General features: G+C 67.7%; 22 protein-coding genes. 10 read left to right on the top strand and 12 right to left on the bottom strand.

Going from position 1 to position 23,588, the window contains the following annotated elements:
• Positions 1–72 precede the first annotated feature (72 nt).
• The gene (locus QHF84_RS26225) at positions 73–954 is read left to right on the top strand and encodes a class I SAM-dependent methyltransferase (RefSeq protein ID WP_281316156.1); all 882 of its coding nucleotides are present in this window, start codon (positions 73–75) and stop codon (positions 952–954) included.
• 84 nt (positions 955–1,038) lie between these two features.
• Positions 1,039–2,016, top strand: coding sequence for a WD40 repeat domain-containing protein (locus QHF84_RS26220; RefSeq protein WP_281316155.1), 978 nt, complete (start codon positions 1,039–1,041; stop codon positions 2,014–2,016).
• 157 nt (positions 2,017–2,173) lie between these two features.
• Here QHF84_RS26220 and QHF84_RS26215 read toward each other — a convergent pair whose 3' ends face one another.
• Positions 2,174–2,722: a hypothetical protein gene (locus QHF84_RS26215; RefSeq protein ID WP_281316154.1), complete on the bottom strand. Its 549-nt coding sequence runs from the start codon at positions 2,720–2,722 to the stop codon at positions 2,174–2,176.
• 27 nt (positions 2,723–2,749) lie between these two features.
• Positions 2,750–4,045: a polysaccharide lyase family 7 protein gene (locus QHF84_RS26210; protein ID WP_281316153.1), complete on the bottom strand. Its 1,296-nt coding sequence runs from the start codon at positions 4,043–4,045 to the stop codon at positions 2,750–2,752.
• 189 nt (positions 4,046–4,234) lie between these two features.
• On the opposite strand from QHF84_RS26210, the gene QHF84_RS26205 reads away from it, so the two are divergent.
• Complete coding sequence (locus tag QHF84_RS26205) at positions 4,235–5,035, top strand: calcium-binding protein (RefSeq protein ID WP_281316152.1); 801 nt, start codon at positions 4,235–4,237, stop codon at positions 5,033–5,035.
• Between the two features lie 17 nt (positions 5,036–5,052).
• Here the strand turns inward: QHF84_RS26205 and QHF84_RS26200 are convergent, their stop codons facing one another.
• Genes QHF84_RS26200 through QHF84_RS26185 form a run of 4 tightly spaced genes read right to left on the bottom strand, consistent with a single transcriptional unit; the run spans position 5,053 to position 9,616 of the window.
• Positions 5,053–5,667 carry a hypothetical protein gene (locus QHF84_RS26200; RefSeq protein WP_281316151.1) on the bottom strand — a complete coding sequence of 205 codons (615 nt, stop codon included), beginning with the start codon at positions 5,665–5,667 and terminating at the stop codon, positions 5,053–5,055.
• A 55-nt stretch (positions 5,668–5,722) separates the two neighbouring features.
• Entirely contained in the window at positions 5,723–6,832 is a 1,110-nt protein-coding gene (locus QHF84_RS26195; RefSeq protein ID WP_281316150.1) for a VCBS repeat-containing protein, read from the bottom strand.
• Positions 6,833–6,863: 31 nt separating this feature from the next.
• Positions 6,864–8,216 (bottom strand): hypothetical protein, encoded by a 1,353-nt coding sequence (locus tag QHF84_RS26190; RefSeq protein ID WP_281316149.1) that lies wholly within the window; start codon positions 8,214–8,216, stop codon positions 6,864–6,866.
• Between the two features lie 11 nt (positions 8,217–8,227).
• A complete protein-coding gene (locus QHF84_RS26185) occupies positions 8,228–9,616 on the bottom strand; it encodes a hypothetical protein (protein WP_281316148.1) in 1,389 nt (462 codons plus the stop codon).
• 302 nt (positions 9,617–9,918) lie between these two features.
• Between QHF84_RS26185 and QHF84_RS26180 the strand changes: the two genes are divergently transcribed.
• Positions 9,919–11,118 (top strand): hypothetical protein, encoded by a 1,200-nt coding sequence (locus QHF84_RS26180; protein ID WP_281316147.1) that lies wholly within the window; start codon positions 9,919–9,921, stop codon positions 11,116–11,118.
• An 82-nt stretch (positions 11,119–11,200) separates the two neighbouring features.
• Here the strand turns inward: QHF84_RS26180 and QHF84_RS26175 are convergent, their stop codons facing one another.
• Complete coding sequence (locus QHF84_RS26175) at positions 11,201–12,562, bottom strand: hypothetical protein (protein WP_281316146.1); 1,362 nt, start codon at positions 12,560–12,562, stop codon at positions 11,201–11,203.
• 257 nt (positions 12,563–12,819) lie between these two features.
• On the opposite strand from QHF84_RS26175, the gene QHF84_RS26170 reads away from it, so the two are divergent.
• From QHF84_RS26170 to QHF84_RS26150, 5 genes are all read left to right on the top strand, one after another.
• The gene (locus QHF84_RS26170; RefSeq protein ID WP_281316145.1) at positions 12,820–13,203 is read left to right on the top strand and encodes a hypothetical protein; all 384 of its coding nucleotides are present in this window, start codon (positions 12,820–12,822) and stop codon (positions 13,201–13,203) included.
• On the top strand, positions 13,203–13,982 hold the full coding sequence (locus tag QHF84_RS26165) for a ferritin-like domain-containing protein (protein WP_281316279.1): 780 nt from the start codon (positions 13,203–13,205) through the stop codon (positions 13,980–13,982). Before QHF84_RS26170 ends, QHF84_RS26165 begins: the two co-directional genes overlap by 1 nt.
• Positions 13,983–13,997: 15 nt before the next feature.
• Complete coding sequence (locus QHF84_RS26160; protein WP_281316144.1) at positions 13,998–14,891, top strand: LysR substrate-binding domain-containing protein; 894 nt, start codon at positions 13,998–14,000, stop codon at positions 14,889–14,891.
• A 109-nt stretch (positions 14,892–15,000) separates the two neighbouring features.
• Positions 15,001–15,708, top strand: a complete 708-nt coding sequence (locus QHF84_RS26155; protein WP_281316143.1) for a hypothetical protein — start codon at positions 15,001–15,003, stop codon at positions 15,706–15,708.
• 7 nt (positions 15,709–15,715) lie between these two features.
• A complete protein-coding gene (locus QHF84_RS26150; RefSeq protein WP_281316142.1) occupies positions 15,716–16,459 on the top strand; it encodes a ferritin-like domain-containing protein in 744 nt (247 codons plus the stop codon).
• A gap of 58 nt (positions 16,460–16,517) precedes the next feature.
• Here the strand turns inward: QHF84_RS26150 and QHF84_RS26145 are convergent, their stop codons facing one another.
• The 5 genes from QHF84_RS26145 to QHF84_RS26125 form a co-directional block, all read right to left on the bottom strand.
• The gene (locus QHF84_RS26145) at positions 16,518–17,975 is read right to left on the bottom strand and encodes an FAD-binding protein (protein WP_281316141.1); all 1,458 of its coding nucleotides are present in this window, start codon (positions 17,973–17,975) and stop codon (positions 16,518–16,520) included.
• Positions 17,976–18,131: 156 nt separating this feature from the next.
• The gene (locus QHF84_RS26140) at positions 18,132–19,175 is read right to left on the bottom strand and encodes a glycosyltransferase family A protein (RefSeq protein WP_281316140.1); all 1,044 of its coding nucleotides are present in this window, start codon (positions 19,173–19,175) and stop codon (positions 18,132–18,134) included.
• Entirely contained in the window at positions 19,172–20,371 is a 1,200-nt protein-coding gene (locus tag QHF84_RS26135) for a hypothetical protein (RefSeq protein ID WP_281316139.1), read from the bottom strand. Before QHF84_RS26135 ends, QHF84_RS26140 begins: the two co-directional genes overlap by 4 nt.
• Positions 20,372–20,422: 51 nt before the next feature.
• On the bottom strand, positions 20,423–21,943 hold the full coding sequence (locus QHF84_RS26130) for a HAMP domain-containing sensor histidine kinase (RefSeq protein ID WP_281316138.1): 1,521 nt from the start codon (positions 21,941–21,943) through the stop codon (positions 20,423–20,425).
• A complete protein-coding gene (locus QHF84_RS26125) occupies positions 21,933–22,631 on the bottom strand; it encodes a response regulator transcription factor (RefSeq protein WP_281316137.1) in 699 nt (232 codons plus the stop codon). Before QHF84_RS26125 ends, QHF84_RS26130 begins: the two co-directional genes overlap by 11 nt.
• A gap of 179 nt (positions 22,632–22,810) precedes the next feature.
• Between QHF84_RS26125 and QHF84_RS26120 the strand changes: the two genes are divergently transcribed.
• Entirely contained in the window at positions 22,811–23,452 is a 642-nt protein-coding gene (locus QHF84_RS26120; protein ID WP_281316136.1) for a hypothetical protein, read from the top strand.
• Positions 23,453–23,588 lie beyond the last annotated feature (136 nt).

The following is a 23,588-nucleotide window of genomic DNA, read 5'->3' as shown; positions in this document are numbered from 1 at the left end:
CTTGACCTCAAGTCGACTTGAAGTGGCACCGTGCAGCTTCCGCTTCTTGATGGCAAGCCAAAGGAGACGACCATGAGCGTAACGAACCATACCGACAACGAGCAGGCGACGCTTTGGAACGGCCTCGCCGGACGTGCCTGGGTCGAGGCGCAGGAGCTGCTCGACCAGATGTTCGAACCGTTCGCAGACCTGCTCGTCGAAGCGGTTTCTGCGAGGTCCGCAGGCCAGGTGCTCGACGTCGGCTGTGGCACGGGCGGCACGACGCTCGCCGTCGCGCGGGTGCTCGGAGCGAACGGCCGCTGCGTCGGCATCGACATTTCCGATCCGATGATCGCCGCCGCCCGAGCGCGCGCCGAACGGGAAAACGTGCCGGCGAGCTTCATCCGCGAAAACGCGCAGATCCATGCGTTCGAGCCCGCGAGCTTCGACATGATCATTTCGCGCTTCGGCGTCATGTTCTTCGACGACCCCGTCCGGGCCTTCACGAACCTGCGCCGTGCCGCAAAGGACGACGCCGAGCTCCGGTTCATCGCATGGCGGAGTGCTGCGGAAAACCCGTTCATGACGACGGCCGAGCGGGCCGCGGCCCCTCTCCTGCCAAACCTCCCCGCCCGCCGACCGGACGCGCCGGGGCAGTTTGCCTTTGCGGACCGGCGCCGGGTTCACAACATCCTGGAGGAGAGCGGCTGGGCCGAGATCGATATTCAGCCGATCGACGTCGCCTGCGCCCTGCCCGAGAAAGAGCTCATCCGTTACCTGACGCGGCTCGGTCCGGTCGGCATGATCCTTCAACAGGCGGACGACCGGACTCGCACAGAGGTCATCAAAACGGTCCGCGCCGCTTTTGAGCCCTACGTGCACGGAGCTCTCGTCCGCTATACCGCTGCCTGCTGGATGGTCGGCGCCCGCGCGCCGTCTGCGAAAGCCGCGCTGAAAGAGGGAACGAGCACCTGAAGCGGCGATGCGAGGGACAGGGCCAGCTCCGCAGTTTCCGCTTGACGCGCGGGGCCGGCGCGTACCCAATCCCACGCGATTTCGATGAAGAAGTACCTTCACAGGCCGGGCACGAAGCTCACCGGCCATTCCACGAGCATCCTCGCCGCGGACTTCACCGCGGACTCGTCCCGGCTCGTCTCGGCGGCTTCCGGGGAACGCACCGTTCGCGTGTGGGACGTCGGTTCCGCGCGGACCGTATCGAGGCTCGAGATCACGAACGGCGTCAACAAAGCTTGCCTGTTCCCGACCGGGGACAGGCTGGCTGCCACGTTCGACGACGACGTCGTTCGTGTGTACGAGCTCGAAAGCGGCAAGGAGCTCGCGCGCGCCCGCCAGATGCTCCGTCCCCGGGCGCTTTGCGTGTCTCCGGGCGGTGGGGTGTACTGGGCGGGCTACGGCAAAGACAATACCGTCGTCTGGTCGTGGCTCCCCGGCGAGGCCCCGAAGCCGCTCCTCCGCGACATTCACACGTTCGAGCCCGATTGCAGCTTGTCGTTCGCCCGGGGCGGGGAAGAGCTGTGGTGCTTTTTCGAATGGGATCTCGTGGGCTTCGACACGCGGACGGGCGCGGAGATCGCACGGTTTCGGGTCGACCGAGACATGGCCCTCGGGGAAGGCTTCGTGCTCTCTCCCGAGCGATGCGCCGTGGCCGTGAAAGCAATGCTCAACCGTGATGACGATCCGGTCCGGCCGCGCATCTACAAGTGGCACCTCGATTCTGACGTGCATGAATGGTGCACGGAGATCCTGGGACATCCCTATGGCGACAAACCGCTGCTGACGATGGCCCGGAGCCAGCGCTGGATCGCGAGTGTCGGCAAGGGTGGCGTGATGTTTCATTCGCTTCGCAGCGGGCGAGCGCTCGGGCTGCTGCCATTCGAGGTGCCAGAAGCGACCCTTTCTTGCTTGAGCCTGTCACCGGACGACCGCCTCCTCGCGGTAGGGACATCGAAGGGCGACCTGGTCCTCCACGACCTCGGCGATTCTCTGGTCGAACCGAGCGTCTCGCCAGGGGAATGACCCGGGAGCGGGGCCAATCATTCTCGGCGTCGACAGCGACCCCGACGGCGTCGGAGAGAGGGTCGCCGGGGAACTCAGCGCCCAGAGGATCCTCGCCGGCGTCGACGACCTGCTGGCATTGCTGCCGCTGCCGCGCCCACAGAAGTGAGTCGTCCCGTCAGTCAGGCTCGGCGAGGCCGAAGTAGTGGGCCAGGAAGGCCCCGAAGCTTTCGTATTTGAACCAGAACTCGAAACGCTTGTGGCAGCCGAGAATCGGATACTCGCCGCTGCGATCGGCGCGGTGGAAGAGCAGGATGTGGTCCTGGTCCGCCGCGGGGAGCTCGATGGCCAGCGCGTCCGCCATTGCCGGATCCGGCAGAAGCTCGATCCAGGCCTGGACCGCCTGCTCGTCGGTCATGGGATAGGGGTCTTCGTAGCCCTCGGGCAACGCGCTCGAGGCCGCTTTCGCCCAGCCCATGAGGATGTCGCGCAAGGGCCTCGTATCGAGCCGCGGCGGCGAGCCGATCAAAAGATCGAACCACGTCGCGTCGAAGGCGAGCCAGGTCGAGAGGCTCGGCGGCAGCGGACGGCCGTCGGGCAGCGTGAGCGACGCGAGCGCCGAGGCGTCGAGCGGCTTCGGATCCCGGTACTCGTGAAACCAACCCTTGGCGTGCCCACCATTGCGGCGGATATACGCGACGACTTCGTCCGTCTTGTCGTGACTCATCTTCCGTGCTCCTCTGGCCAGGCACGATCACTGATGGACGATCTGCACGTCGTAGATCTCGACCTCGCCATACGCGTCGCAGGATTCACCGGGGACCTGCTTTTCGCCCTGGCAGGAAGACTGCACGTAGGCGCCCGCCTTGAAGTACGCCCCGGAGAAGGTCTTGGGGTACGTGTACTTCAGAACGCCGTTGTAATAACATTTCACCTGGTTCTGCGAGACCTCGAACTTCACGTTGAAGCGGGTCCCGAGCACATACGAGGACGTGAGGGTGGGCCCGTCGGTGCCGTTGAGATCGATGAACAGCTTCTGGCCCTCCAGCCTGTAGACGATGACGTCGTCCGAGGCGTCGTGGATCTGCCCGACGACGATGTGCGGCTTCACGGTGGGCAGGTGCGTGATCTTCTGATCGATGTACATCGTATGCGTGCCGGACGAGGACGACCAGCTCGCATTGTCGGCGCCGAGGTTCTTCATCTCCCGCAGCTCCGACCTGGGATACCCCGAGCCGCTGGTCGTGAATCCGCCGGCATGGGCGCGGAACACCACGGCATCGCCCAAGGCATTCAGGAGGAAATAGGGGCTGCTGACGTACCCCGAAAGCTCCGGCTGCTTGATCTCGTCGGGGCTGCCTGCATGCGCCGTATCGACGGGCAAGGTGAGCTTCCAGTTCGTCAGATCCAGGACGTCCGATGGGTACTGCGCGGGCGCGCCGCCCGTGCCGCCGCCGCCGGAGCTGCTGCTGCTGCTGCTGGTCGTGCTGCTGCTGCTGGTCGTGCTGCTGCTGCTGCTCGCGCTGCTGCTGGTCGTGCCGCTGCTGCTCGTGTTCAGCGCGAAATCATCGAATCGTCCCGTTCCGCCGTTGTACGCGCCGTAGAGGGTGACGGACGTGGCGCTGCCGGAGTTGAACGCGACCGTGGTCTGCGTCCACGTGGAGCCGCTGTTGATGCTCGTGCTGCCGAGGACCGTCGAGCCGCTCTTCACGCCGACGGTGCCTTTCCCGAGCACCCACGCGGTGAGGCTGTACGCGGTATTCGCCGCGACCGTGACCGTCTGCTCGAAACGTCCACTCGACGAGGCGATCTTGGCAGACTTCGTCCCCGAGTGTTTGTCACTCGTGGATATTTCGAACATATTCGGATCCCCCCAGTCGGTCTTGTCGCTTTCGAAGCCGGGGTTCGAGATGGGAACGGAAAGCTCGGAGGAGCTCACGTACTCGTCGCCCTCTTGCACCTGATCGATGGTGCATGCGCCGATGCAGAGAGCTGCCACGAGCCAGGCGGGGCGCGACACGCGAGAAACGACGAAACCGAGCCTTTGCATGCGCCGAGGATACGGGCGTGCCCCTGTCCGTCAAGGAATTACAACAATGCCCGCAAAATGCAGCGACAGCACGAGCTGAGTTGTGCCGCCCGCGATGCCAGAATGTGCCACCCGTTCGCACAGATCAGCCATTTTACACCAAATTCGCGACGGCACGCGTATTGCCATTGAGCCGGGGAGGAGGTCCCCATGGCTCAGCTTTCCCGCTTCGTTTTTGGTCTGATCCCCGCGCTCGCTCTCGCCCTCGGCGCCGCAGGGTGCGTCACGGAAATATCGACCGGCGGCGGCGAAGGTGAAGGCGGTGGCGGCGAAGGCGGCGGCGGAGAAGGCGGCGAAGGCGGCGAAGGCGGCGGCGAGGTTTGCGAGGCGTACACGGGCGTCGGCTGCACGCCCGGCGAGCAAGAATTGTGTAATGTATGCATCGTCGAAGGGTGCGAGACGAAGTGGTACCACATCGAAGACTGCAACACGCCGCTCGTGCTCTCCTTCGATGGGGCTGCGGTCGAATTCGCCTCCGATGCGACGCGCGCGTTCGACGTGAATGGCGCCGCGAGCCAGGTGACGGATTGGCCCACGGCGAGGACGCCTTGGCTTGCCCTCGATCGCGACCGCAGCGGGGCCATCGAGGACGGGCGGGAGCTCTTCGGCTCGATGACGCCGCTCGCGGCCGGAGGCACGGGGACGAATGGGGTTGTCTCGTTACGCGAGCTGGATGCGAACGGTGATGGACGAATCAACGCGGAAGACCCGGCCTTCGCGGAGCTCGTCGTCTGGAGCGACAAGGACGCCGACCGCGTGTCGTCGTCGGGGGAGCTCGCGAGCGTGGCTGCGTGGAGGCTCGTGTCGATCGATCTCGATTATGTGGTGGTTCCGCGCTGCGACGCGCGCGGGAACTGCGAGGGTGAGCGGGCGTCGTTCCAGTATCACGACGCGGTGGGTATCTTGCGCACGGGCACGGTGATCGACGTGCGATTGCCGGCGCAGCGCTGAACGCGACGGTCTCGGCCTTACTTCGAGTCCCCCGAACCTGGCATGGATTGGGGGACGAGGGTCTTGCACACCTCGAGCGCGGTCCTCAGCGCCCAGTCGTCATTGGCTTCGAAATCGGTCACCCAACAGTGTACCACCGATGTGCCAATCTGCTGCGCGATGAAAACGTCTCGATGGCAGTCCGGGGTCGTGTGACAGTCCACCTCGTCCTTGAACGAATACTGCTTGTCGACGATGCCCGCGCCGTCCTCGAACCAGAACTCGAGCACGTTCTTCTGGAAACGCCGATCGAGCCTTGCTGCCTTTTCGACGCTCGCCCGCACGTCGCCCACGCGCGAGAGCGAGATGTAAATCGACTCGCCCTGGTGCGGCCCGCTCTCGAACGTGATCCAATCCATCCCGACCCCTGCCTTCCACTCGTGGCCCATGCGGGTCTTGGGAGGTTGCCGAATCTTGAACGGGCTCTCGTGGAGAGCGACCTCGGGCCCCACGAGGGAGGCGTCTGCGGTCTCGCGCGCAATGGGCACCTGACGCGCCACGGACGCGTGCGGCGTCACGGGCCCCGAAGCGCTCGCGCACGCGACACCGAGGATGCTCGCGGCGGAGATCGACAGGACGTGATGGGGTTTCATGAGCCTTCGCGGGGTACGGTACACCCCGCTCCCACGAGATACAACTGCGCTTTCATCAGGGTTCGCGGAACCCGACGACCGTGATCCGCCCCGTTTCGCCCGCGCTCACGATTTCGAGGCCGGCGTCCCGATCCATGTTCCCGAGCGCCACGGCGACGGGCCGATCCCCGAGCGGCAGCTCCCAGCGCTTGGGCGGGCTTCCGGAGGCACCCAGGAGAAGGACGGTGATCGTTTTGTCCTCTTCGTTCGCCGTGACCAGATCGGAAAAACCATCCCGATCGACATCCCCGACGGCCAGCGAGACCGCGCCACGACCGGTCGCATGACGGGTGAATTCGCCAAATTTTCCGTCTCCTGCGCCGCGCAGCACGATGACCCCATTTTCGTAGGGCTCGATCAGGGCCACGTCCAGGTGCCCATCGCGATTGGCGTCGAGCAGTGCGAGGTCCTTCCAGTATCTCCAGGGGACCCGATGTCTCAGCGGCGCGGCGAGCTTCCCGGTGCCGTCGTTGAGAAAAACGGCCACGCTCCATTCCGTGGCGCCCTCGTCCGGGTCCTCGTACATTTCGGCCACGATATCGACTACGCCGTCTCCGTTCATGTCCCCGGCGGCGAGATTCCTGAGGGAATATTTGCCCCGGTACTCGACGGACGTAAATGTGCCATCCCCGCGACCGAACAGGATCACGAGCGGAGCGTCCCCCTCGACGGAGCTGCTCCCCACGACGATGTCCCGATGCCCATCCGCATTGAAATCCCCTACTTCGATCCCGTTCACCTTTTCGTTGGGTGCGACGAGCTGCGGCGCCCCGAAGCCATCTTCCCCATGACCGAGCAGCACATCGAGCGATCGCATTCCATCCGCGCCGAGGGTCATCACGACGAGGTCGAGGTGCTGGTCCTCGTTGAAATCGGCGATCCGCAGGCCCGTGCCGCCGTTGTCGGAGAGCCGGTACGACCGCGGCTGCGACAAGGAGCTCGAGCCGCGGTTCAAGAGCACGCTGACCCCATACATCAGCGGGTTCCCACCGTGGGCGAGCACAACGTCGAGCTCGCCGTCTCCATCGATGTCTCCGAGCTGCATCCCAGCAACCGACAGGGGCCGGGGGGAAATCGTATAGGTGGGAACGAGGGCCAACGCGAGCGCGAACAGGGCGGTATGCATGGTCGGATCCTTTCCGTTCCGAGGGGGACGATCAGGGCGCAAGCGCGGTGACGAATACCTCGATCGGCCCCTCGAAGCTGAGCGAAGGCGCGGGGGCGGCGGGATCCTCGCGCGAGCCCACGATCGCGCTCCTGCCCCGGCAGTTTACCGCGAGATCACGCGCGTTCTCCGATTTCGCGCCGCCGACACGCCTGGACCAGCGCACCTCCCCTGTCCGGCCGAGCTTGACGACATAGGCATCCGAGCCGCCCGCGCTCGTCAGCGCGTCGCCGAAGCCCTCGAGGGTACCTGTGAATGCCCCTGCGAGGACCACGTTTCCGGCGCCGTCGGCCTCGATCTGAAAAGGCACGTCGAGGCGGTGGCGCAAGGGACGGCCGGCTGGATCGAGCGTGACCACGAAGCTCTCGCAACAATCTCGGGGGACGATGGGGCCGGCGCCGAGATCGACAATCTCCTCGAATTCTCCCGTGAGCCAGGTGTTCCCCAGGGCATCGACAGCCACCTCGTGCCCCTCGTCGAATTCACGCCCACCGAACCGACGGATCCAGCGCGTCTGCCCGCGCGCATCGAACCTCGCCGCGAAGGCGTCCGTGGCCCCGGCGCCCGCGCCTTCGATCCCGTCGAGCCTCAGCACGGACCGCATCTCGCCCCCGATGACGATGTCTCCGTCCGGCGCGGCGGCGACGTCCGCGATGTTGTTGTCGCTCGAGCCCCGGATCGGACGCGCAAAAACGGTATTGCCCGCGCGGTCGATCTTCGCGAGAAACTCGCCTTCGTACACGCCCAGCCGACCGAGACCCAGGTCGAACTCTTCGCCCGCGTAACTTCCCACGAGGAGGAGGGCGCCTTCCCGATCGACCGCCGCCCCATTCACGCTCTCGTAATCGCCGCCGCCATAGGTGCGGGAGAGGCGCTGGTTTCCCGTGGGATCCAGCCCGATGACGACGATCCCGCTCCCCTCGTCGCTGCCCACGAGCCAGACGTCGCCCGCCTCGTCGACCGCGAGGGCGGCGAATCGGTCGTCCTCCGGCCCGCCGAAGCGCGCGCTCCAGAGGGTCTCGCCTCCGGGATCGAGCTTGGCGACGAACAGATCGTATCCGCCTGCCGAGACGAGGGGCCCACGGCCCAGATCGACCGTATTGCGAAAACCGCCGGCCACGAACGTGTTGCCCGTCGCGTCCACCCCCACGCCGAGCCCGATGTCGTGCAGGGCGGTATCCACGACGAAATTGCGCGTAAAAATCTCCGCGCCCGAAACCGGACCATCCTCCGGACAAACGACCGAGGTCACGGGGGCCATTACCGTCCCGGGCTCGCCTTCCGAGCAGCTCCCCACGGCGACGGAGACCATTCCGAACATCATGGCGGGTGCGAAGCGTTGCATGGCATCCTCCGTCAGGGAGAAATCTTGGCGAGGAACGCGTCGGACGGCTCCTGGCCGACGAGGGGCCCGCCTCCGAAATCGAGCGTGCCCCGGAAACTTCCGGTCACGAGGGTATTGCCTCGTGGGTCCACGGCGAGGCTGCTGATGGCCTGAAATTCGTCGTCGCCATACCGATGGCGCCACAGGACCGTGCCGTCCGGCGCGAGCTTGGCGAGAAAAACATCGGCACCCGATGCTTCGAGGGGCACGTCCCCGAGGTGCAGCCTGCCCCAGAAGCCGCCCCCGAGCCGCACCTGCCCGCTCGTGTCGACCGCGATCGAGGGGCGATACGTCGTACCCTGGAAACCACGCGCGAACAGGGTGCGCCCCTCGCGATCGATCTTCGCGAGATACAGGGTTTCCTGAGCCGCGGAGAGGGGTGCGTCGCGGAGGCCGAGCTCGCCATGAAAGAGGCCGGCCACGAACGCGTTTCCTTCGCCGTCGAGCGCCAGGTCCGGGGCCGTATCGTGCTGCGGTCCGCCGAAACGAAAACCATGGAGGAGCGTGCCCCCTTCGGTGAATTTCGCGACGAACACGTCCGTGTCGCCGGCGCTCTCGAGCCGGCCGGCGCCGAGATCGATGGTATCGTAAAAGGAGCCTACGATCACCACGCGCCCCTCCCCGTCCACGGCGACGGCGCGCGCATCTTGCGGGTTCATGCCAGGAAAAGCCTTGCTCCAGAGGATATTTCCCTCCGAATCGAGGCTGGCGAGAAATACGTTGCCTGCGCCGGAAAACGCCCTCTCGCCGAGCACCATGGTGCCCCGGAAGACGCCGGCCATGACGACACTGCCCCGGGGACCGACGGCGAGGCTCGTCACCCAAGCCCCCTGCGTGGCCGGGAACGTGCGGGCCCACGCCGCCTTTCCGTCGGGCCTGAGCGCGAGGACGAACGCGTCGCCGCGTGAGCCGACGGGACCCGCGCCGAAATCGGTCGTGTCGAACAACCTGCCGCTGACGAAAATGCGCCCATCGGTGCCCACGGAAATGCCTTTGGGGCCCTCGACCACCGCGTCATCGAAACGCACGCCGAACCGGGTCTGCCCCTGCGGATCGAGGCCGGCGACGAAAAGTCGCCCTTCACCCCTGGGCGATACGATGGGCCCGAGGCCGAGATCGAGAGAGCCCGCCGCATCGCCGGCGAGTGCGATCTCGCCCGCGGGGCCTACGGCGACGGCGTCGCCGTCCGTGTATTTCGTCGGGTCGCCGAAGGCGCGGGCCCAGACGATCTCGCCCCGGCCCGCGGGTGGCGGGGGCTCATTGCGGTCGAGCTCCATTCCGGTGTCCCGAAACTCCTGCCCGCAGGCGGCGCTCCCCAGCGCGCCCGCGACAAACGCGAAGATGTGGAAACCGTACCGCATGCTCCCTGTCCCCCCCGTGCCCACGTTCGCGCCGATACGAGGATCATGGCAAGGCGTGCGCCCGGGCGGCGAGGACGTGGGATGAGAGCCGGACTGTCACGCGCGTGTGACAGTGTCACGCGCGCATGACAACCGCCCCATGACACCTCGGGAGGGAAACGCCCTCGATGGTGCGCGATGGCAGCGTTTTTCGCGCCGCTCGTGAGAATACTCACACTCCAGAAAACACCGAGACTGGCACGGACCTTGCGATTCCCGCGGCAGACGAGGTGTATCGAATGCAAGCTGGAGGGAGTGAACCCATGAAAACATTGGTCGGGTGGTTGGTGCTCGGCAGCGTCATCGGTGGTTGCGCGGCGCCGCCTCCGCCGCAGGTGCCTTCCGATTTCGAATACCAGCTCCCGCACCGGTCCACCGGGGAGACTCTGCGGATCGAGACCAAGGATTCCACGCGCACGGTCATGAAGAAGATCCCCGTCGGCGAGCGCCAGGTTTATACCGCGAGCGGCCGCTACGTGGGCAAGGAGGTGGTCTACGAGGCGCAGCCGACCGAGGTTCCGGTGCACGAATGGCACGTCTATCAAGGAGATACGGAGGTCGACGCCCTCAGCGCCCTGCACATCGCGCGGTATGCCGCGTTCGAGAGGGCCTACCAGGACGAGCGTGACCGCGTCCAAAGGGACCACGCCCGCGCCCTCGAGATGTACGAAACGGAGGTGAAGGGCGCGCAGACCATGAAAAACGTAGGCCTCGGCATGGGGATTGGCGGGCTCGCCGGGATGGTCGGGGCTGGCGGGCTGTTCCTGGCCACGAGAAATGATGAAACGCCGCCCGTCCCGACAAGCGTGACGGGGGCCGTGTCCCTGGGCTTCATGGCCTTGGCGATTGGTGGGTTTTATCTGCGCGCAAAGGCTTCTCGGGAACAGGCCGCGGCCGTGATCGCCGCCGAGCGGCTCGCCGCGTCACGCATGGAAAACAAGTTCCAGCGATTCGCGACCGAAGAGCACGTGCGAAACGCCGTGGGGAGCCCCAAGCCGGCGGCAGGCGCGGCGACCGCGGAGGCTTCGGCGCCCACCGTTCGCCTTTCGGCGACGCTCGATCCGTCCCTCGCGACGGGGATCCCGAACAACGAGAAGCTCGGCCCCGCGCTGATCGCGATATGGACGCCGGAGGCGTACGGGATGGACGGCGAAAAGGCGCACGAGAACTTCGATCGAGAGCTCTTGCGATCGGTCCTCTATTTCAACAATGCCCGGGGGACGATGCCGAAGCACGAGGGAAACCTCGTCTTTTATACGGACGAGGCATCGCTCCGCGCCGTCGACGGCGAAGGCGCCAAACCCGAGGGAATGCCCGCGATGAAGGTGCTCACGCTCGCCCTCGCGACGCGCGTGGGAGTCTACGTGCACCACGAAGGGAAAGCCTCGGTGTTCACGGTCCTCGACGAGGAGAGGATCAAACAGCTGCTCCTGCTGGCGACGGACAAGGCATCCGGTCGCTGAACCCTGGTCGCAGCGCTCGCCCGCGCGCTCGCCCCGGATGGTGAGACGCTCCGGGAGGCGCTCGGCGAGCGTGCCCGGGGGCTCAGGAATCGTAGCCGTAATTGCCGTCGAGGACGAGGACCACGCCGCTATTCGGGTAGAAGAGCACGACGCGCGTGATGAAATCGGTGCAGTTGTGGCACGACACCTGCTCGCTGTAATACCACGCCTCGATGTTGCCGCCGCCCGCGAAGGCGTCGATCGCGGCGAGCAGGGCGCTGCCGCCGGTCGATCCGAAGAACGTGGTCGCGGAGAGGCCGGCGCGATCGGTGAACGTGCCGTATTCGGGCGCCGGCTGGTTCTGATCGGTGGAGGCGATCTCGTCGATCAGGCTCGCAATGGTGACCGGCGCCTCCGGGCACTCCGGCGTATCGTAGGCGGCGATGGGCTGGATGTTGCGCCAGTTGTAGCCGCTCGATCCCTGGTTCCACGCCGCACGCGCCGGCTCGAGCGAAGAGGCGTCGATCGGGGAGAGCGACAGCGGCTCCTGCATCACGTCACACGCGTCCGCATAGACGCAGCGCTGCACCTGGCGGTAGGTGCCACACGCCGCGAAGTCGGTCGTGCCCGCGGGCTGGCTGTGATAGCAGCTATAAACGGCCGGCTCACACGGAGGTGTCGGCCATACGTTGTAGGGGTCGCCGGAGGTGAGGGCGAGGCCCGTCACGCGCGCGACGAGGCGCGCCGTCTTCTTCGCGAGCGTGCCGTCGGGGCGCGTCGCGCTGAAGGACAGGGATTGCGTGTGCGGATCGATGGCGTCATGCAGGCTCGCATACGACCAGTCGAGCCGGTAACTATCCGCATCGACGGGGAAGACCGACGGCGCGCCGTCGGGCGCCGTGACGGTGAGCGGGTTTCCGAGCACGTCGACGCCGCCGCGATAGACGATGTTATCGATGCCGTTGATCGCGTAGAAGGGCTCCACGGCCTCGTCGATCCAGATGTCGTTCGACCCGAGGAAATCGTAAAAACGCGCCCCGATCTCGACGCGGGCGGTGTACTGGTTGGGCGTGCCCGTGAAGGTGTTGATGGAGACGAAGAGCGGCAGGCCCGAGAGCAAGGTATTCAGCTCGTGGCCCTCGTGGATCACGACCTCGAGCCGGCGCTCGCTGATGATGTTCGCCTGCCCGAAGGCGTCATCGGGCACGAAGCTGAACACATTCTTCAGGTAGCGGTTCGCGGTGCCGCGAAAGACGAGGGCGCGGACGCCGTCGCGCTCCTCGAACGTGCCGAGCGTCTCGAAGGAGAAGTCGAGGTCCCCCTCCGAGGCATAGATCCGGATCGCCGTGGCGGCGGAGGCGGCCGATTCCGTCTCCTCCGGCAGCGTAGAATCCTGCGCGGCGCAGGCGGGCACGGCGAGGGCGGCGAGAAGACCGATTGCAAGGAAGCGCGATTTGTTCACCATGATATCTCCGGTGGGTGGCAAGTGGCGGGCGACCCTTTATTGCTCATGAACGTCGTCGTGGCAAGGGCGCTGGGCATATGACGAGTATATGACGAGCGTATGACGAGGCGGTCACGCGCGAGACGCGTTTTCGCCGAGCTCGCGGCCCGCGCACGGTTCTTGTAAACGGATCCTTTACGACGCTGTTCGGATCATATCGATTCTCTCTTCACTGCTCATGGTTCATCCTCCTGCTCGTCCCTTGCAGGAGGTGCTTCATGACGCGATTCGAGATCCATCGCCGCGCGCTGCGCGCGGCTGCCGCCGTCTCCCTGACCCTCGGCCTCGCCGCATGCGCGAGCAACGTGGTCGTTGGACCCGATTCCGACGGTGACGAGCCGAATACGACGGCCTCCTCGGGTGGAGGCTCGGATTCCAGCACCGTCGCCTCGACCGCCTCGGCCGGCGGCGACGGCTCCACGAGCGTCGCGACGGGCGCCGGTGGTGCGGGCGGCGCCGCCGCGGGCCCCTGCGCCGATGTCATGCACGATTGGCAGGCCTATGCCGCCTGCTGCGACGAAAACGGCTGGGCGGTCGAGGCGGGTTGCGTCGCGTGGGGGCCCCCGGTCCCGCCGTCGCTGGAGATGGAGGAGGTGGCGTGATGACCTCCATGCTGCTCGACCTGACCGCGGAAGCGCGGCAACTGCGCCCCTCGATCGGCGACATCGAGCCTGCCCTGCGCGAGGCGGCGCGCCGCACCTGGCTCGGGCGGATGATCAACGAGCACGGCTCCGCGCCCGTCTTCGATGGGCTGGCGCGCCAGCTCGAAGCGGCGGGCGTCGCCGCGGATCTGGTCGCGGAATGCCGCACCATGGCCGAGGAAGAGCGCACCCACGGCGCGCTTTGCGGCGCGGTGGTGGAGGCGCTCGGCGGCGAGGCGCGGGCCGAGGTGGATACGCCGCGGCCGCTGCCCGAGCATCGCGACGTCGCGCCCCTGGAAGGCGTATTGCGCAACGTGCTCAGCGTGTGCTGCCTGAGTGAGACCGTGGCCGTCGCGCAGATCGACGCCGAGCGGCTGGAGATGCCCGAGGGCGAGCTCCGCGAGCTCTTGACGCGGATCCTCGCCGACGAGGTCGGCCACGCCCGCTTCGGCTGGCGCTTCCTCGGCAGCGTGGTTCCTGCCCTCGACGCCGCGGCGCGCGCCCGGCTCGCCACGTACCTGCGCGTCGCGTTCGCCTCGCTGGAGCAGCACGAGCTCAGCCGCATCCCCGCGCGCACCACGTTCCCCCCGGGCGCCGCGTCGTACGGGCTCTGCGACGGCGCCGCGGCGCGGGGGTTGTTCTACGCCACCGTGCACGAGGTGATCGTGCCGCGCCTGGAGCAGCACGGCCTTCCCGCCCGCGCTGCGTGGGAGGCGCGCCGATCCCGCCGCGCCGCATGATATTCCTTCCGGAACGTGTACCCCTCGATCGATAGCCTCCGCTGCTTCGTCGCGGCGGCGCGCCTCCTCAACTTTCGCGCGGCGGCCCGATCCGTCGCGCTCACCCCCGCCGCGCTCGGCCAGCGCATCCGCAAACTCGAAGACGAGCTCGGCGCCCCGCTCTTCCAGCGCACCACGCGCTTCGTGGCGCTCACCGAGGCGGGCCTACGCCTGCTCCCCGTGGCCGAGCATTGCCTGGCCGCTGCGCGCGACTGCGTGCGCGCGGCGCGAGGCGAGACGGGACCGCCGCCCATGGACATCACCCTGGGCACCCGGCAGGAGCTCGGAATGAGCTGGATCGTCCCCCAGCTCGACGATCTCCGCCGGGCCTTCCCCTCGCTCGACCTGCACCTCTACTTCGGATCCGGGCCCGATCTGCTGCTGCGCGTGCGCACCATGGAGATCGACTGCGCCGTCACGTCTTCGCGCTTCACCGATCCCAAGCTCGACGCCATCCGCATCCACGCCGAGGCCTACGTTTTCGTCGGCGCGCCGAAGCTCCTGCGCGCGTCACCGCTCGAGCGCGACGAGGACGCGCAACACCACACGCTACTCGATGCCAGCCGCGAGCTGCCGCTGTTTCGCTACTGGCGGGACGCCCCGGGCGGCGGCGACCGGCTCCAGTTCCAGCGTATCGTCCGCCTCGGCGGCATCGAGGCCATCCGCCAGCGCGCCCTCGCGGGGGCGGGCGTCGCCGTGCTGCCGCGCTACTTGATCGAGGAAGACCTCGCGGCGAGGAGGCTGCGGCGCATCTTCCCCGCGGTCAACCCGGTCGGCGACTACTTCCGCCTGGTTTTCCGCGCGGACGACCCTCGTAGACCCGTCTACGACAAGCTCGCCGAGCGGATGCGCGAGGTGCCATTGCGCTAGCACGCAGCAACCGGCGTCGATGCACGCACGGCTCTTGCATACCTCGCCCCGTCCAGCGCATTCTTGCACCTCGTTGCGCCATCCTGAGCCATCACCGGAGCTTGTGACCATGCCTCTTCCCCGAAAACCAAAGCCCCGACGAAAGCCTTTCGTCGTCACCGTTGCCCAGGCGGCGACGGTGGCGTTGTTGCCCGGTTGTTTCAGCACCGTCACGCAAAACCCGCCGTACGTCGAGGAGCCCGGCTGCCCGAACATGATGCCGACGCAGGGTGAGCCTTGCAACGGCGAGCTCACGTGCAACTACGAGTTCGATGTCGGCTGCGGTCCTCAACCCGCGACGGCCACGTGCAAGGACAACGCCTGGAGCATCGACGCGGGGATTTCATGCAATCCCCCGCCGCCGGAAGTATGCCCCGACGAAAGGCCGCTTTCGGGAGAGCCTTGCAGCAGCATGCTCACGTGCAGCTACACGTTCGATTACGGCTGCGGTCCGCAAACCGAAACGGCCACGTGTGATGGCATGTCCTGGAGCATCGATGGGGTACCTCCCTGCAATCCGCCCGAGCCTCCCCCGGACCCTTGTTTTTTCCTCACGACGGAGGAGGCGTGCAATGCGGACGCGACCTGTCGCTGGCTCGTTCCGGGCTGCGGGGTCCCTGCCCTTCCGCAGGCAGGCTGCTTTGCCCAGGCGGACTGTACCGACAACGTCAGTTGTTGGGGCGGTGCGGCTTGCGGGGAGGTGGTCATCGATCCCTGTCACAACCAGCCCTGCGACGCTTGCGGCATGACCGTCAAGGTGTGCCTGACGGGCCCCTGAACCTGCCATGCCCTCCCCTGCCCCGAAACGCGCTCCACGCGCCGCCGCGAGCGAAGCGGTCCGCGGCGAATGGCTTCGCCGTGTCCATGCCGAATACCGCTCGGCTGCGATCACCCAGCACCTGACGCTCTGGCTCATTCAGCTCGGCGTCTCGCCCGACCTCATTCACGACGGTCTGCGTATCGTCAAGGACGAGCTCGCCCACGCGCGCATGAGCCACGCGACGTACCGAGCGGCCGGCGGAAAGGAAATGCCCACCCTCGCGCAGGAGACGCTCGGGCTTCGACACCATCCGTCGGAGCCCCTTCACCTGGCCGCGGCGCGCGCGGGGGTCGAGGTGTTTTGCCTGGGCGAAACGGTGGCGGTGCCGCTGTTCAAGGTGCTACGCGAAGGGTGCACCGTCCCGCAGGCGCGACGCACGCTCGACCGCGTGTTACGCGACGAGGTCCGGCACCGGGACTTCGGCTGGAGCCTGCTCGACCACTTCCTCGAATTGCCCTTTGCCGACGATGTACGGCGCCTCGTCGACGCCGAGCTCCCGGCGATGTTCGGGCGCCTCAGGCGGAGCTACGCGCCGCCGAGCGCAAGGGCAAACGACGCGATGGCCGCGGAGGATCGCGCCTGGGGGCTCATGCCTCCGGCTCGATATGGCCAAATCATGGAGCGAACGCTGGAGCGCGATTATACCCCTCGTTTCGCGGCGCGCGGATTCGACGCCGTACGCGCTTTCGAGGCGGCTCGGGGACGCTGAGCGGCCGTCGGAGCGGCGGTGCTCCGCGCCGCCGCATCTTCAAGCTGCTTCCAGATGCTCAGCCGAAAATGGCAGGGCCGGGCGTGAGGATGCGGCGGGGGTCGAAGCGGTGCTTCAAGTGGACGAAGATCGGCCACATGTCGCCGAAATGATCTTGCCAATCAGAGGACGTGAAGGGGATGCCGCTCGCTGCATAACGTTTGCCGCCGAGATCGCGGAGGGTCTCGTAGATGCTGCGGTTCTTGGCGAGGAGATTGGAGACGACGGGAGGCGGCGCGAAGCGGAGGAGAGAAAAGAGATAAACCGTGGGCTCGTCGGGAAGGGCGACGAAGGGAGCGGTGACGGCGGCGCGCTGGAACGGGTAGATGAGGATGGGCCCGCCACCCATGTCGTCGGGGGTCGTCTGGTCGAGGACGGATTGAATGAAGGAGGCCGCCTCGGAGCCGGGGACGAACATGTCGATCCAGGGGTGCGGAAGCTCCCAGGCGCCGACGGACTTCAGGAGCGCGACGAGGGGCGCAATGCGGTTCGTGAAATCGAAGTGGGTGAGGTCTTCCACCGTGAGGGTGGATGGTGCGAAGGTGAGGTCGCCCGTGAGCGCGGCGTCGTCCGGGGGCTGTCCCGGGGCGTAGTATTTGACGGCCTCGATCTGATACATCCACCCGCCACCTTCGGCGGGGAGAGCAAACCCTTCGAGGTAGTCGAAGCGGCCGTCGTCCATGAGTTTTTCCTGGTCGGCCATCAAGTCGACGAGGGCGGGGTACAAGGCGGTATAGCGGCGGGCCATGCCGGGGACGTCGATGAGGCGGACGCGGGCGCGGACGATGATGCCGAACTGGCCAATCCCCCCGAGGGCAGCGTGGAAAAGATCGGAATGGCGGGTCGGAGAGCAGGCCACGAGTCGTCCCTGACCCGTGATGATCTCGAGCTCGAGGACGTTGTCCACGAGCATGCCGTGGCGGAAGGCTTGGCCGCCGATGCCGCCCACGGAGAGGGTGCCGCCGATGCTCAGGTCGATGTGATCGGTGAGGGCCGGAGGGCTTTTGCCGAGGGGTGTCGTGGCGGCGAGCAGGTCGACCCAGCGGACGCCGGCATCGACGAGGGCGCTGTCTTCGTCGATCTCGTGAATGGTGGCGAGGGAGGCCATGTTGATCACGATGCCAGCCTCGACCTGGGATTGGCCGTAGACGCTATGGGTATTGCCGATCATGCTCATCCCGCCTACCGGGATCCGATGGGCGTGGGCGAAGCGGAGGAGCGCGCGGATGTCGGCGATCGAGCCGGGGAGGAGGACGGCAATGGGCGTGTGGTGGAGAATGTGGCCAAAATCCTCCGCCGCAGAGGCGAGATCGCCCGGAGCAAAAAGGAGCTGTCCGTCGAGGCATGGGAGGGGGACGGCGTCGGAGGCGGCGTCGGGCTCGGGCAACCACGCGCGGGCAGAGGGGCTGAAGGCGAGGATCGCGGTGGCGGCGGTGAGGCCGGCGAGGAAGGTTCTGCGGTTCTGGGGCTGCGTCATGGTCGATCGCTCCTGAACGAAGGGAGATGCGGGCGGGATCAGTATATCACCCGGGCGCATCGTACCAGGTCGCGTCGATTCGCAGCTTTCCGTTCCGTCACCCGAGCTCAGCTTCCACGGGGTGACGAAATCCGACTCGGGCCGGCGCCTCCGACATCACGCAGCCGCCGTCGCCAGCCGATCCCCGTCCCCGTGGTACGACAGCGCCTTCCCCCGGAACCCGCCGTCATGCACGCCGAAACGCGCGCCGAACGTCGAGCGCAGGATCGAGCCCACGGCGTCCGCAGCCGAGATGCCCCCCACGAGCAGAAGGGCTGCGGCCTTCCGCGCCCCGTCGATCTCGGAGAGCCCCTGCTCGCCCACGGCCCGCGTGGAAAAACCCAGGCGCGCCGAGAGCACCCCGAGCGGCGAGAGCGGCCCGAGCCGGCTCAACCATTGCCATTCCGCAGGCAAGAACGCGCGGCCGAGATGCGGGGTGATCTCCACGGTATCGGCGCCACGCAAGAGGCGCAGGCGCAAAAGCTCGGCGGCGCTGTCGGGGAACCGGTGCGTCGTGTGCGCGGCCGGCTCGAAGCGAATACGCACCCCGTCCGCGCCGAGCCGCAAGCCGAGCGCCTGGCAATGGCCTCGGTAAATGCCCTCCGCGGGCTGGTATCGTCGCGCCGCGAAGACGTCGCGCCGGAAGGCGACGTTGTTCGCATAAAAATTCCGCGTCGTGCCCTCGCCGAGGGGGCTCGGGAAGTACATGAAATCGATCGCGGTCGCGGCGATGCCGAGGAGGTCGTCCCGGTACGTGGTCCGGCCGGCCACGACCTCGGCGCCCGGATCCGCGGCGAAAGGCGCGAGCAGATGCTCGAGCCAGGCGGGGTCGGGCCAGCAATCGGCGTCGCCGAAGATCACGACGTCGGCGGTCGTGGCGTCGAAGCCGCGGTTCTTGGCGTCGTAATACCCGACCTCCGGGCCGATTTCGAGGAAACGCACCTCTCGCCCCGTCACCTCCCCGAGGCGCGCTTGCTCCACCGGAGAGAGGCCGTCGTGGGTGATCACGATCTCGTCGAGCTCGCGAAGCGGGAACGTCTGCGCGCCGAGGTGACGAAGCAGGCGCTCGAGGCTCTGCACGATACGCTCTTTTTCGGTAGTGCCTCGCAGGTTGTTGGTCTCGAGGACGAGGGCGGCGGTGGGGCGATCCGTGGTCTTCATGAATGAACCTCGCTCTGGTGTTGGGTGGAGACGGAGAGCATCCGCCGCGCAGGGGCGGATGCGGCGATATCGAAAAGAATGCGGGCCCAGCTCTCGTGGATCCTGCCGACGAGGGCGGACGCGGAGGGGCGCGCGAGGGCCGCGCCCGCCGAGGGGCCGAGGGCGCGGAGCGAGCCTCGCAAGCGGGCCTCGAGACGGCCCGGGGCGTCGAGCTCGACGCCGGCAAACGCGCCCGCGGGGCACGACGCGAAGACACTCGTATTTTGCCGTTGCTCCGGCTGGTCCGTGAGGAGCGCGAGGAGCGGGACCCCGAAGATCCGCGCCATCCCCACCGCGCCCATGCCCGGCGCCGAGACGAGGAGATCCGCCGCGGCCGCGACGCTGCCGAAATCGGGATCGTAAGGCCTCCACGCAGGGCGCGCGGTATATCCCTCGCCTACCGCGTGCATCACGTACCCCTCCGCGGCGAGGGATTCTTCGATGGCCGAGGCCACGGCCGGATCCGCGAAATGGGGATTGAGGTACACGGCCGCGAGGCGCGCACCCGGGGCGAGGCCGAGCGAGGCCCGCACGTCGGCCGCGGACCTCTGCGGCGCCGCGACGATGGGCAGGAGGCGGTAGCTCCGCCGCGCAGGATCCCCATCCCCGGCGAGGGGCGCGGCGAGGGTATGCTCGATCCGCGCGTGGGCCCGATCCCGCAAGGCCCGCACGAGCGCGCCGAACCCCTTGTGGGCGATCGCCGGGCCGCGGCCCTCGAAATGGCCCTCGATGGCGCGCCAGATGTTCTCGCCATACACGTGGACCACGGGGCACGGGAGCGCGTGGCCCTCGCCGGCCGGGCGCGAGCCGCCGAGGAGCAAGAGCGGATGGAAATCGTTCACCACGTACGCCGCGCCCCGCGCGAATTCGGAGAGGCGCCCGAGATCCGCGGCGCCGCGGCTCGGGGTGAACAGATATCGCAGAATACACGCCTCGGTCCGGGCCCGGGCCATGTTCTGGTGGGCGTCGTAGGCCAAACTGTAATGGGCGGACAAGAGCTCGGAGGGCGTGCCAAGGGCCTGGAGGAAGGTGCGCCCCTCCTCCGAGGTGGTCATCACGTCCACGCGAATGCCGCGCCGGGCGAGCAGGCCCCGCACGAGGTGAGCGCGCATCAAATGGCCGCGGGCGTCCGCGGCGGCGAGCCATACGATCCGCAAGAGAACCTCCCTTCGACGCGAGGAGGTTGCGCCCGCCGTATGGACGGCGCGCTAGCGCTCGGGTGAAACGTCGTCGGAATGGATGTGGACGCCGTGTGAAACGAGAGGGAGGCGCAGGAGGAAGAGCGCGCCTCTCCCCGGCTTCGATGCGGCCACGAGGGTGCCGCCGTGGGCCTCGACGATGGCCTTGGCGAGGGCGAGGCCGAGGCCCGTGCCCTGGCCCGTTCCCGCGGGCCGGTCCGTGAAGAATCGGTCGAAGACACGCGGCAGGTTCTCCGGCGGAATGCCGGGACCGGTGTCCTCGACCTCGATCACGCATTGCCCCGCGTCCGTGGACACCCGTACCCGCACGCACGCACGCGCGGCGCCCCCCTCGCCGGCGAAATCGGCGGCGTTGTCGAGCAGGTTGCGCACCGCCGCCTCGATACGTGCCGGGACGACCTCGACCTGCGCAGGCGCAACGTCGAGCTCGAAGCTGATGCCCGCGCGGCGCTCGTCCTTCTGGAGGGTCGCGATGATGCCGCGCACGAGCTCCGCGGCGTCGAGCGCCATCCGCTCCTCGCTGGGCAAGCCGGCCTCGGCGCGCGCGAGCTCGAGGAACTGGCTCACGAGCGCGTCGAGCCGCTTGCTCGAATCGAAGAGGACCTGGCGCAGGCGCTCGATCCGCGCCGGGTTCGGCGGGCCCTCGCCGGGCAGGGCCTCGGCGGCGGCGCGTACTGCGGCGACCGGGCTCTTCAGCTCGTGGACGAGGTCGGCCATGAAGGCGTGGTTCTTCTGGCTGCGCTCGGCGATCGCGGCGAGCAGGGTGTTGAAGGCGCCCGCGAGATCGCCGATCTCGTCCTCGGTGCGCACGGGGATCGGCGTGCCGGAGAGGGGACGCTCGATCCGATCGAGGACCTCGGCGCGGAGCTCCTCGATGGGCCGGGCGATGCGGCGGCCGAGCCACGCCGCGAGCGCGAGGCCGCCGACGAGCACGAAGAAGCTCAACTTGAGGAGCGGATACCGCACGTCGGAAATCGCGCGGATGACCCGCGGCGAGCTCTTCTGCGCGAGCACCACGCGCGCGGCGGTCGGCGAAGAGACGCGCAGGGCCGCATGGCAAACGAGGAGCTTGCCCCCGAGGGCGCGCTCGCAGCCCTCCGCGTGCCCCTCGGCGAGCGCGCGCTGGACCTCGGGACGCTCGGCGAGACGCGGCGCGAGCTCCTCGTACGCGCGGAGCGTGGGCGCGCCCTCGGGGCCGAAGAAAAGATCGCCGATCCGGTCGCGCAGCGAGGTGGACGGCTCGTGATCGTGATCCGCGACGACGACCCCCGCGCCGTCGACCACGCGGAGCCGCACCCGCTCGTCCGCCGCGGCCTCTTCGATCGACGCCACGAGCGAGGAGGAGGCGTCGGGGTTCGTCGCGACGATCGATCGAGCCGCCTCGGCTGCACGAAGGACGCGCGCGCGCATGCGATCCTCTTCGCCTGCGTCGTCGTACCGGGCGCCGAAGACGATCCCCACGGGCGCGAGGATCACCGCGAGGACCACGGCGAACGTGCGACGCCGGAGCGAGTGCCTCCTACGCGCCACGGTCCTTGTACCGATATCCCGCGCCGACCACGGTCTCGATGCCGTCGAAGGCCGGCTCCACGGCCTCGAACTTGCGGCGCAGGCGCCGGACGTAGGTGTCGACGAGGCGCGCGTCGACCACGCTCTCGTCGCCGCGCGCGAGCTCGAGCAGCCGCTCGCGCGAGAAGACCACGCCCGGGCGAGCGACGAGCGCCTCGAGGAGACGGAACTCGGTGAGCGTCACGGTGATCGGCGTGTCGTGGTAGCGCGCCTCGATCCGCTCTGGATCGAGGCGCAGTGGCCCCGCAGCCACCACGCCCCGGGCCGTCGCGGCGCTGCCTGGCGTCTGCTTTCGGCGCAGGAGCGCGTGCACCCGCAGGAGGAGCACGCGGGTGCTGAACGGCTTGGCCACGTAGTCATCGGCGCCGAGCTCGAGCCCGAGCGCTTCGTCGATCTCGGAGTCACGCGAGGTGAGCAGGATCAGCGGCACGAGGTTGCCCGCCTCGCGCAGGCGCCGGCACAAGCTGAAGCCGTCGAGGCGCGGCATGTTGACGTCGCTGATCACGAGATCCGGGCGATCCCGCGTGACGCGCGCGAGCCCGTCGAGCCCGTCCTTGGCGACGATCGCCTCGTGCCCCGCGTCCTCGAACGCGAGGGAGAGCACGGAGGCGAGCGCAGCGTCGTCCTCGATGAGGAGCAGTTTTCCCATGCGTGTGCGGGCCGGAGGATCGGACACGGCCGGAGGGGCGTCAATGCGCCTCCGCTTTTGCTTGTGCTCCCCTTCCCCACCCGTCCCCGCCGCGTGGGCATCGTGCTCCTCGACGCGTACCCGTCCGGCGCGTCTTTCGTGCTAGATTCGGCCAAACGCAGCTCGTGAAAGAGGCTACATTGAAAAGCCCCATCGTGTTCGTCACCGTCGCGGCAATGATCGTTTTCGTGGGCTGCGCGGGGCGCGCCGTCGTCGAGGCCGAGCCCGACGGGGGCGCTGCGGGCTCGGGCGGGGACGGCGGCGCGCCGCTCGTCGATGCCGGAGTGGAGGATGCTTCGTTCGACGACGCGAGCACGACCGACGGAGGTCCGGAGCCACTTTGCCCGATGGACGGGGCCGTGACGGCGGCGGTCTCCGGCATGACGCCGCTCGGATCGATCGACCTCCCCTATGCCTGGATGGGTTTCTTGAACGGGGAGTGCGGCGGGCTCCACGTCGCGCTGAGCGCGGTGCACTCGTTCGATCCCGTTTCCATGCCGCCCGCGCCGTCGCTCAGGTTCTATCGGACCGAGGTGGATCCAATGACGGGATACCTGGGCGGAGCGGAGGCCGACGTCACGGTCGAGGTGAACGGCCAGTACGCCTCCGCGAAGGGATGGCTGGAGCTCACCCGCGCCGATCCGATGCCGGACGGACCGATCGGTGAGGGCATGGAATACCCTCGAACCGAAGGGACCGTCACCATCGATGCACCCGGCTGGAGCGTCGCCGGGAGCTTCACCGCGCTCTACTGCGACGGGATGGATATTTATTGCCCTTGAGCGCTCCGTATCCGCGCCGAGGAAGTCGAGCGGCGCACGAGCAGGGTTTGCCCGAGCAGCGGGTGTGGCGCGGCGCGTAATTTCAGTTGACAACTGGGCTTACATGTCTCCTGATCGCGCCGAAATGAGCGCAGCC

The organism is Polyangium sp. y55x31 (genome assembly GCF_029946505.1).
Taxonomy (GTDB): Bacteria; Myxococcota_A; Polyangia; order Polyangiales; family Polyangiaceae; genus Polyangium.
This window is presented reverse-complemented; position numbering and strand designations above follow the sequence as displayed.

Excerpts from the sequence above, each read along its gene's own strand:
- QHF84_RS26125 (WP_281316137.1), bottom strand. The coding sequence starts at position 22,631 with ATGGGAAAACTGCTCCTCATCGAGGACGACGCTGCGCTCGCCTCCGTG.
- QHF84_RS26165 (WP_281316279.1), top strand. The coding sequence starts at position 13,203 with ATGACCTCCATGCTGCTCGACCTGACCGCGGAAGCGCGGCAACTGCGC.
- QHF84_RS26145 (WP_281316141.1), bottom strand. The coding sequence starts at position 17,975 with ATGACGCAGCCCCAGAACCGCAGAACCTTCCTCGCCGGCCTCACCGCC.
- QHF84_RS26215 (WP_281316154.1), bottom strand. The coding sequence starts at position 2,722 with ATGAGTCACGACAAGACGGACGAAGTCGTCGCGTATATCCGCCGCAAT.
- QHF84_RS26150 (WP_281316142.1), top strand. The coding sequence starts at position 15,716 with ATGCCCTCCCCTGCCCCGAAACGCGCTCCACGCGCCGCCGCGAGCGAA.
- QHF84_RS26195 (WP_281316150.1), bottom strand. The coding sequence starts at position 6,832 with ATGCATACCGCCCTGTTCGCGCTCGCGTTGGCCCTCGTTCCCACCTAT.
- QHF84_RS26170 (WP_281316145.1), top strand. The coding sequence starts at position 12,820 with ATGACGCGATTCGAGATCCATCGCCGCGCGCTGCGCGCGGCTGCCGCC.
- QHF84_RS26225 (WP_281316156.1), top strand. The coding sequence starts at position 73 with ATGAGCGTAACGAACCATACCGACAACGAGCAGGCGACGCTTTGGAAC.
- QHF84_RS26155 (WP_281316143.1), top strand. The coding sequence starts at position 15,001 with ATGCCTCTTCCCCGAAAACCAAAGCCCCGACGAAAGCCTTTCGTCGTC.
- QHF84_RS26205 (WP_281316152.1), top strand. The coding sequence starts at position 4,235 with ATGGCTCAGCTTTCCCGCTTCGTTTTTGGTCTGATCCCCGCGCTCGCT.
- QHF84_RS26200 (WP_281316151.1), bottom strand. The coding sequence starts at position 5,667 with ATGAAACCCCATCACGTCCTGTCGATCTCCGCCGCGAGCATCCTCGGT.
- QHF84_RS26180 (WP_281316147.1), top strand. The coding sequence starts at position 9,919 with ATGAAAACATTGGTCGGGTGGTTGGTGCTCGGCAGCGTCATCGGTGGT.
- QHF84_RS26210 (WP_281316153.1), bottom strand. The coding sequence starts at position 4,045 with ATGCAAAGGCTCGGTTTCGTCGTTTCTCGCGTGTCGCGCCCCGCCTGG.
- QHF84_RS26220 (WP_281316155.1), top strand. The coding sequence starts at position 1,039 with ATGAAGAAGTACCTTCACAGGCCGGGCACGAAGCTCACCGGCCATTCC.
- QHF84_RS26140 (WP_281316140.1), bottom strand. The coding sequence starts at position 19,175 with ATGAAGACCACGGATCGCCCCACCGCCGCCCTCGTCCTCGAGACCAAC.
- QHF84_RS26185 (WP_281316148.1), bottom strand. The coding sequence starts at position 9,616 with ATGCGGTACGGTTTCCACATCTTCGCGTTTGTCGCGGGCGCGCTGGGG.
- QHF84_RS26175 (WP_281316146.1), bottom strand. The coding sequence starts at position 12,562 with ATGGTGAACAAATCGCGCTTCCTTGCAATCGGTCTTCTCGCCGCCCTC.
- QHF84_RS26190 (WP_281316149.1), bottom strand. The coding sequence starts at position 8,216 with ATGCAACGCTTCGCACCCGCCATGATGTTCGGAATGGTCTCCGTCGCC.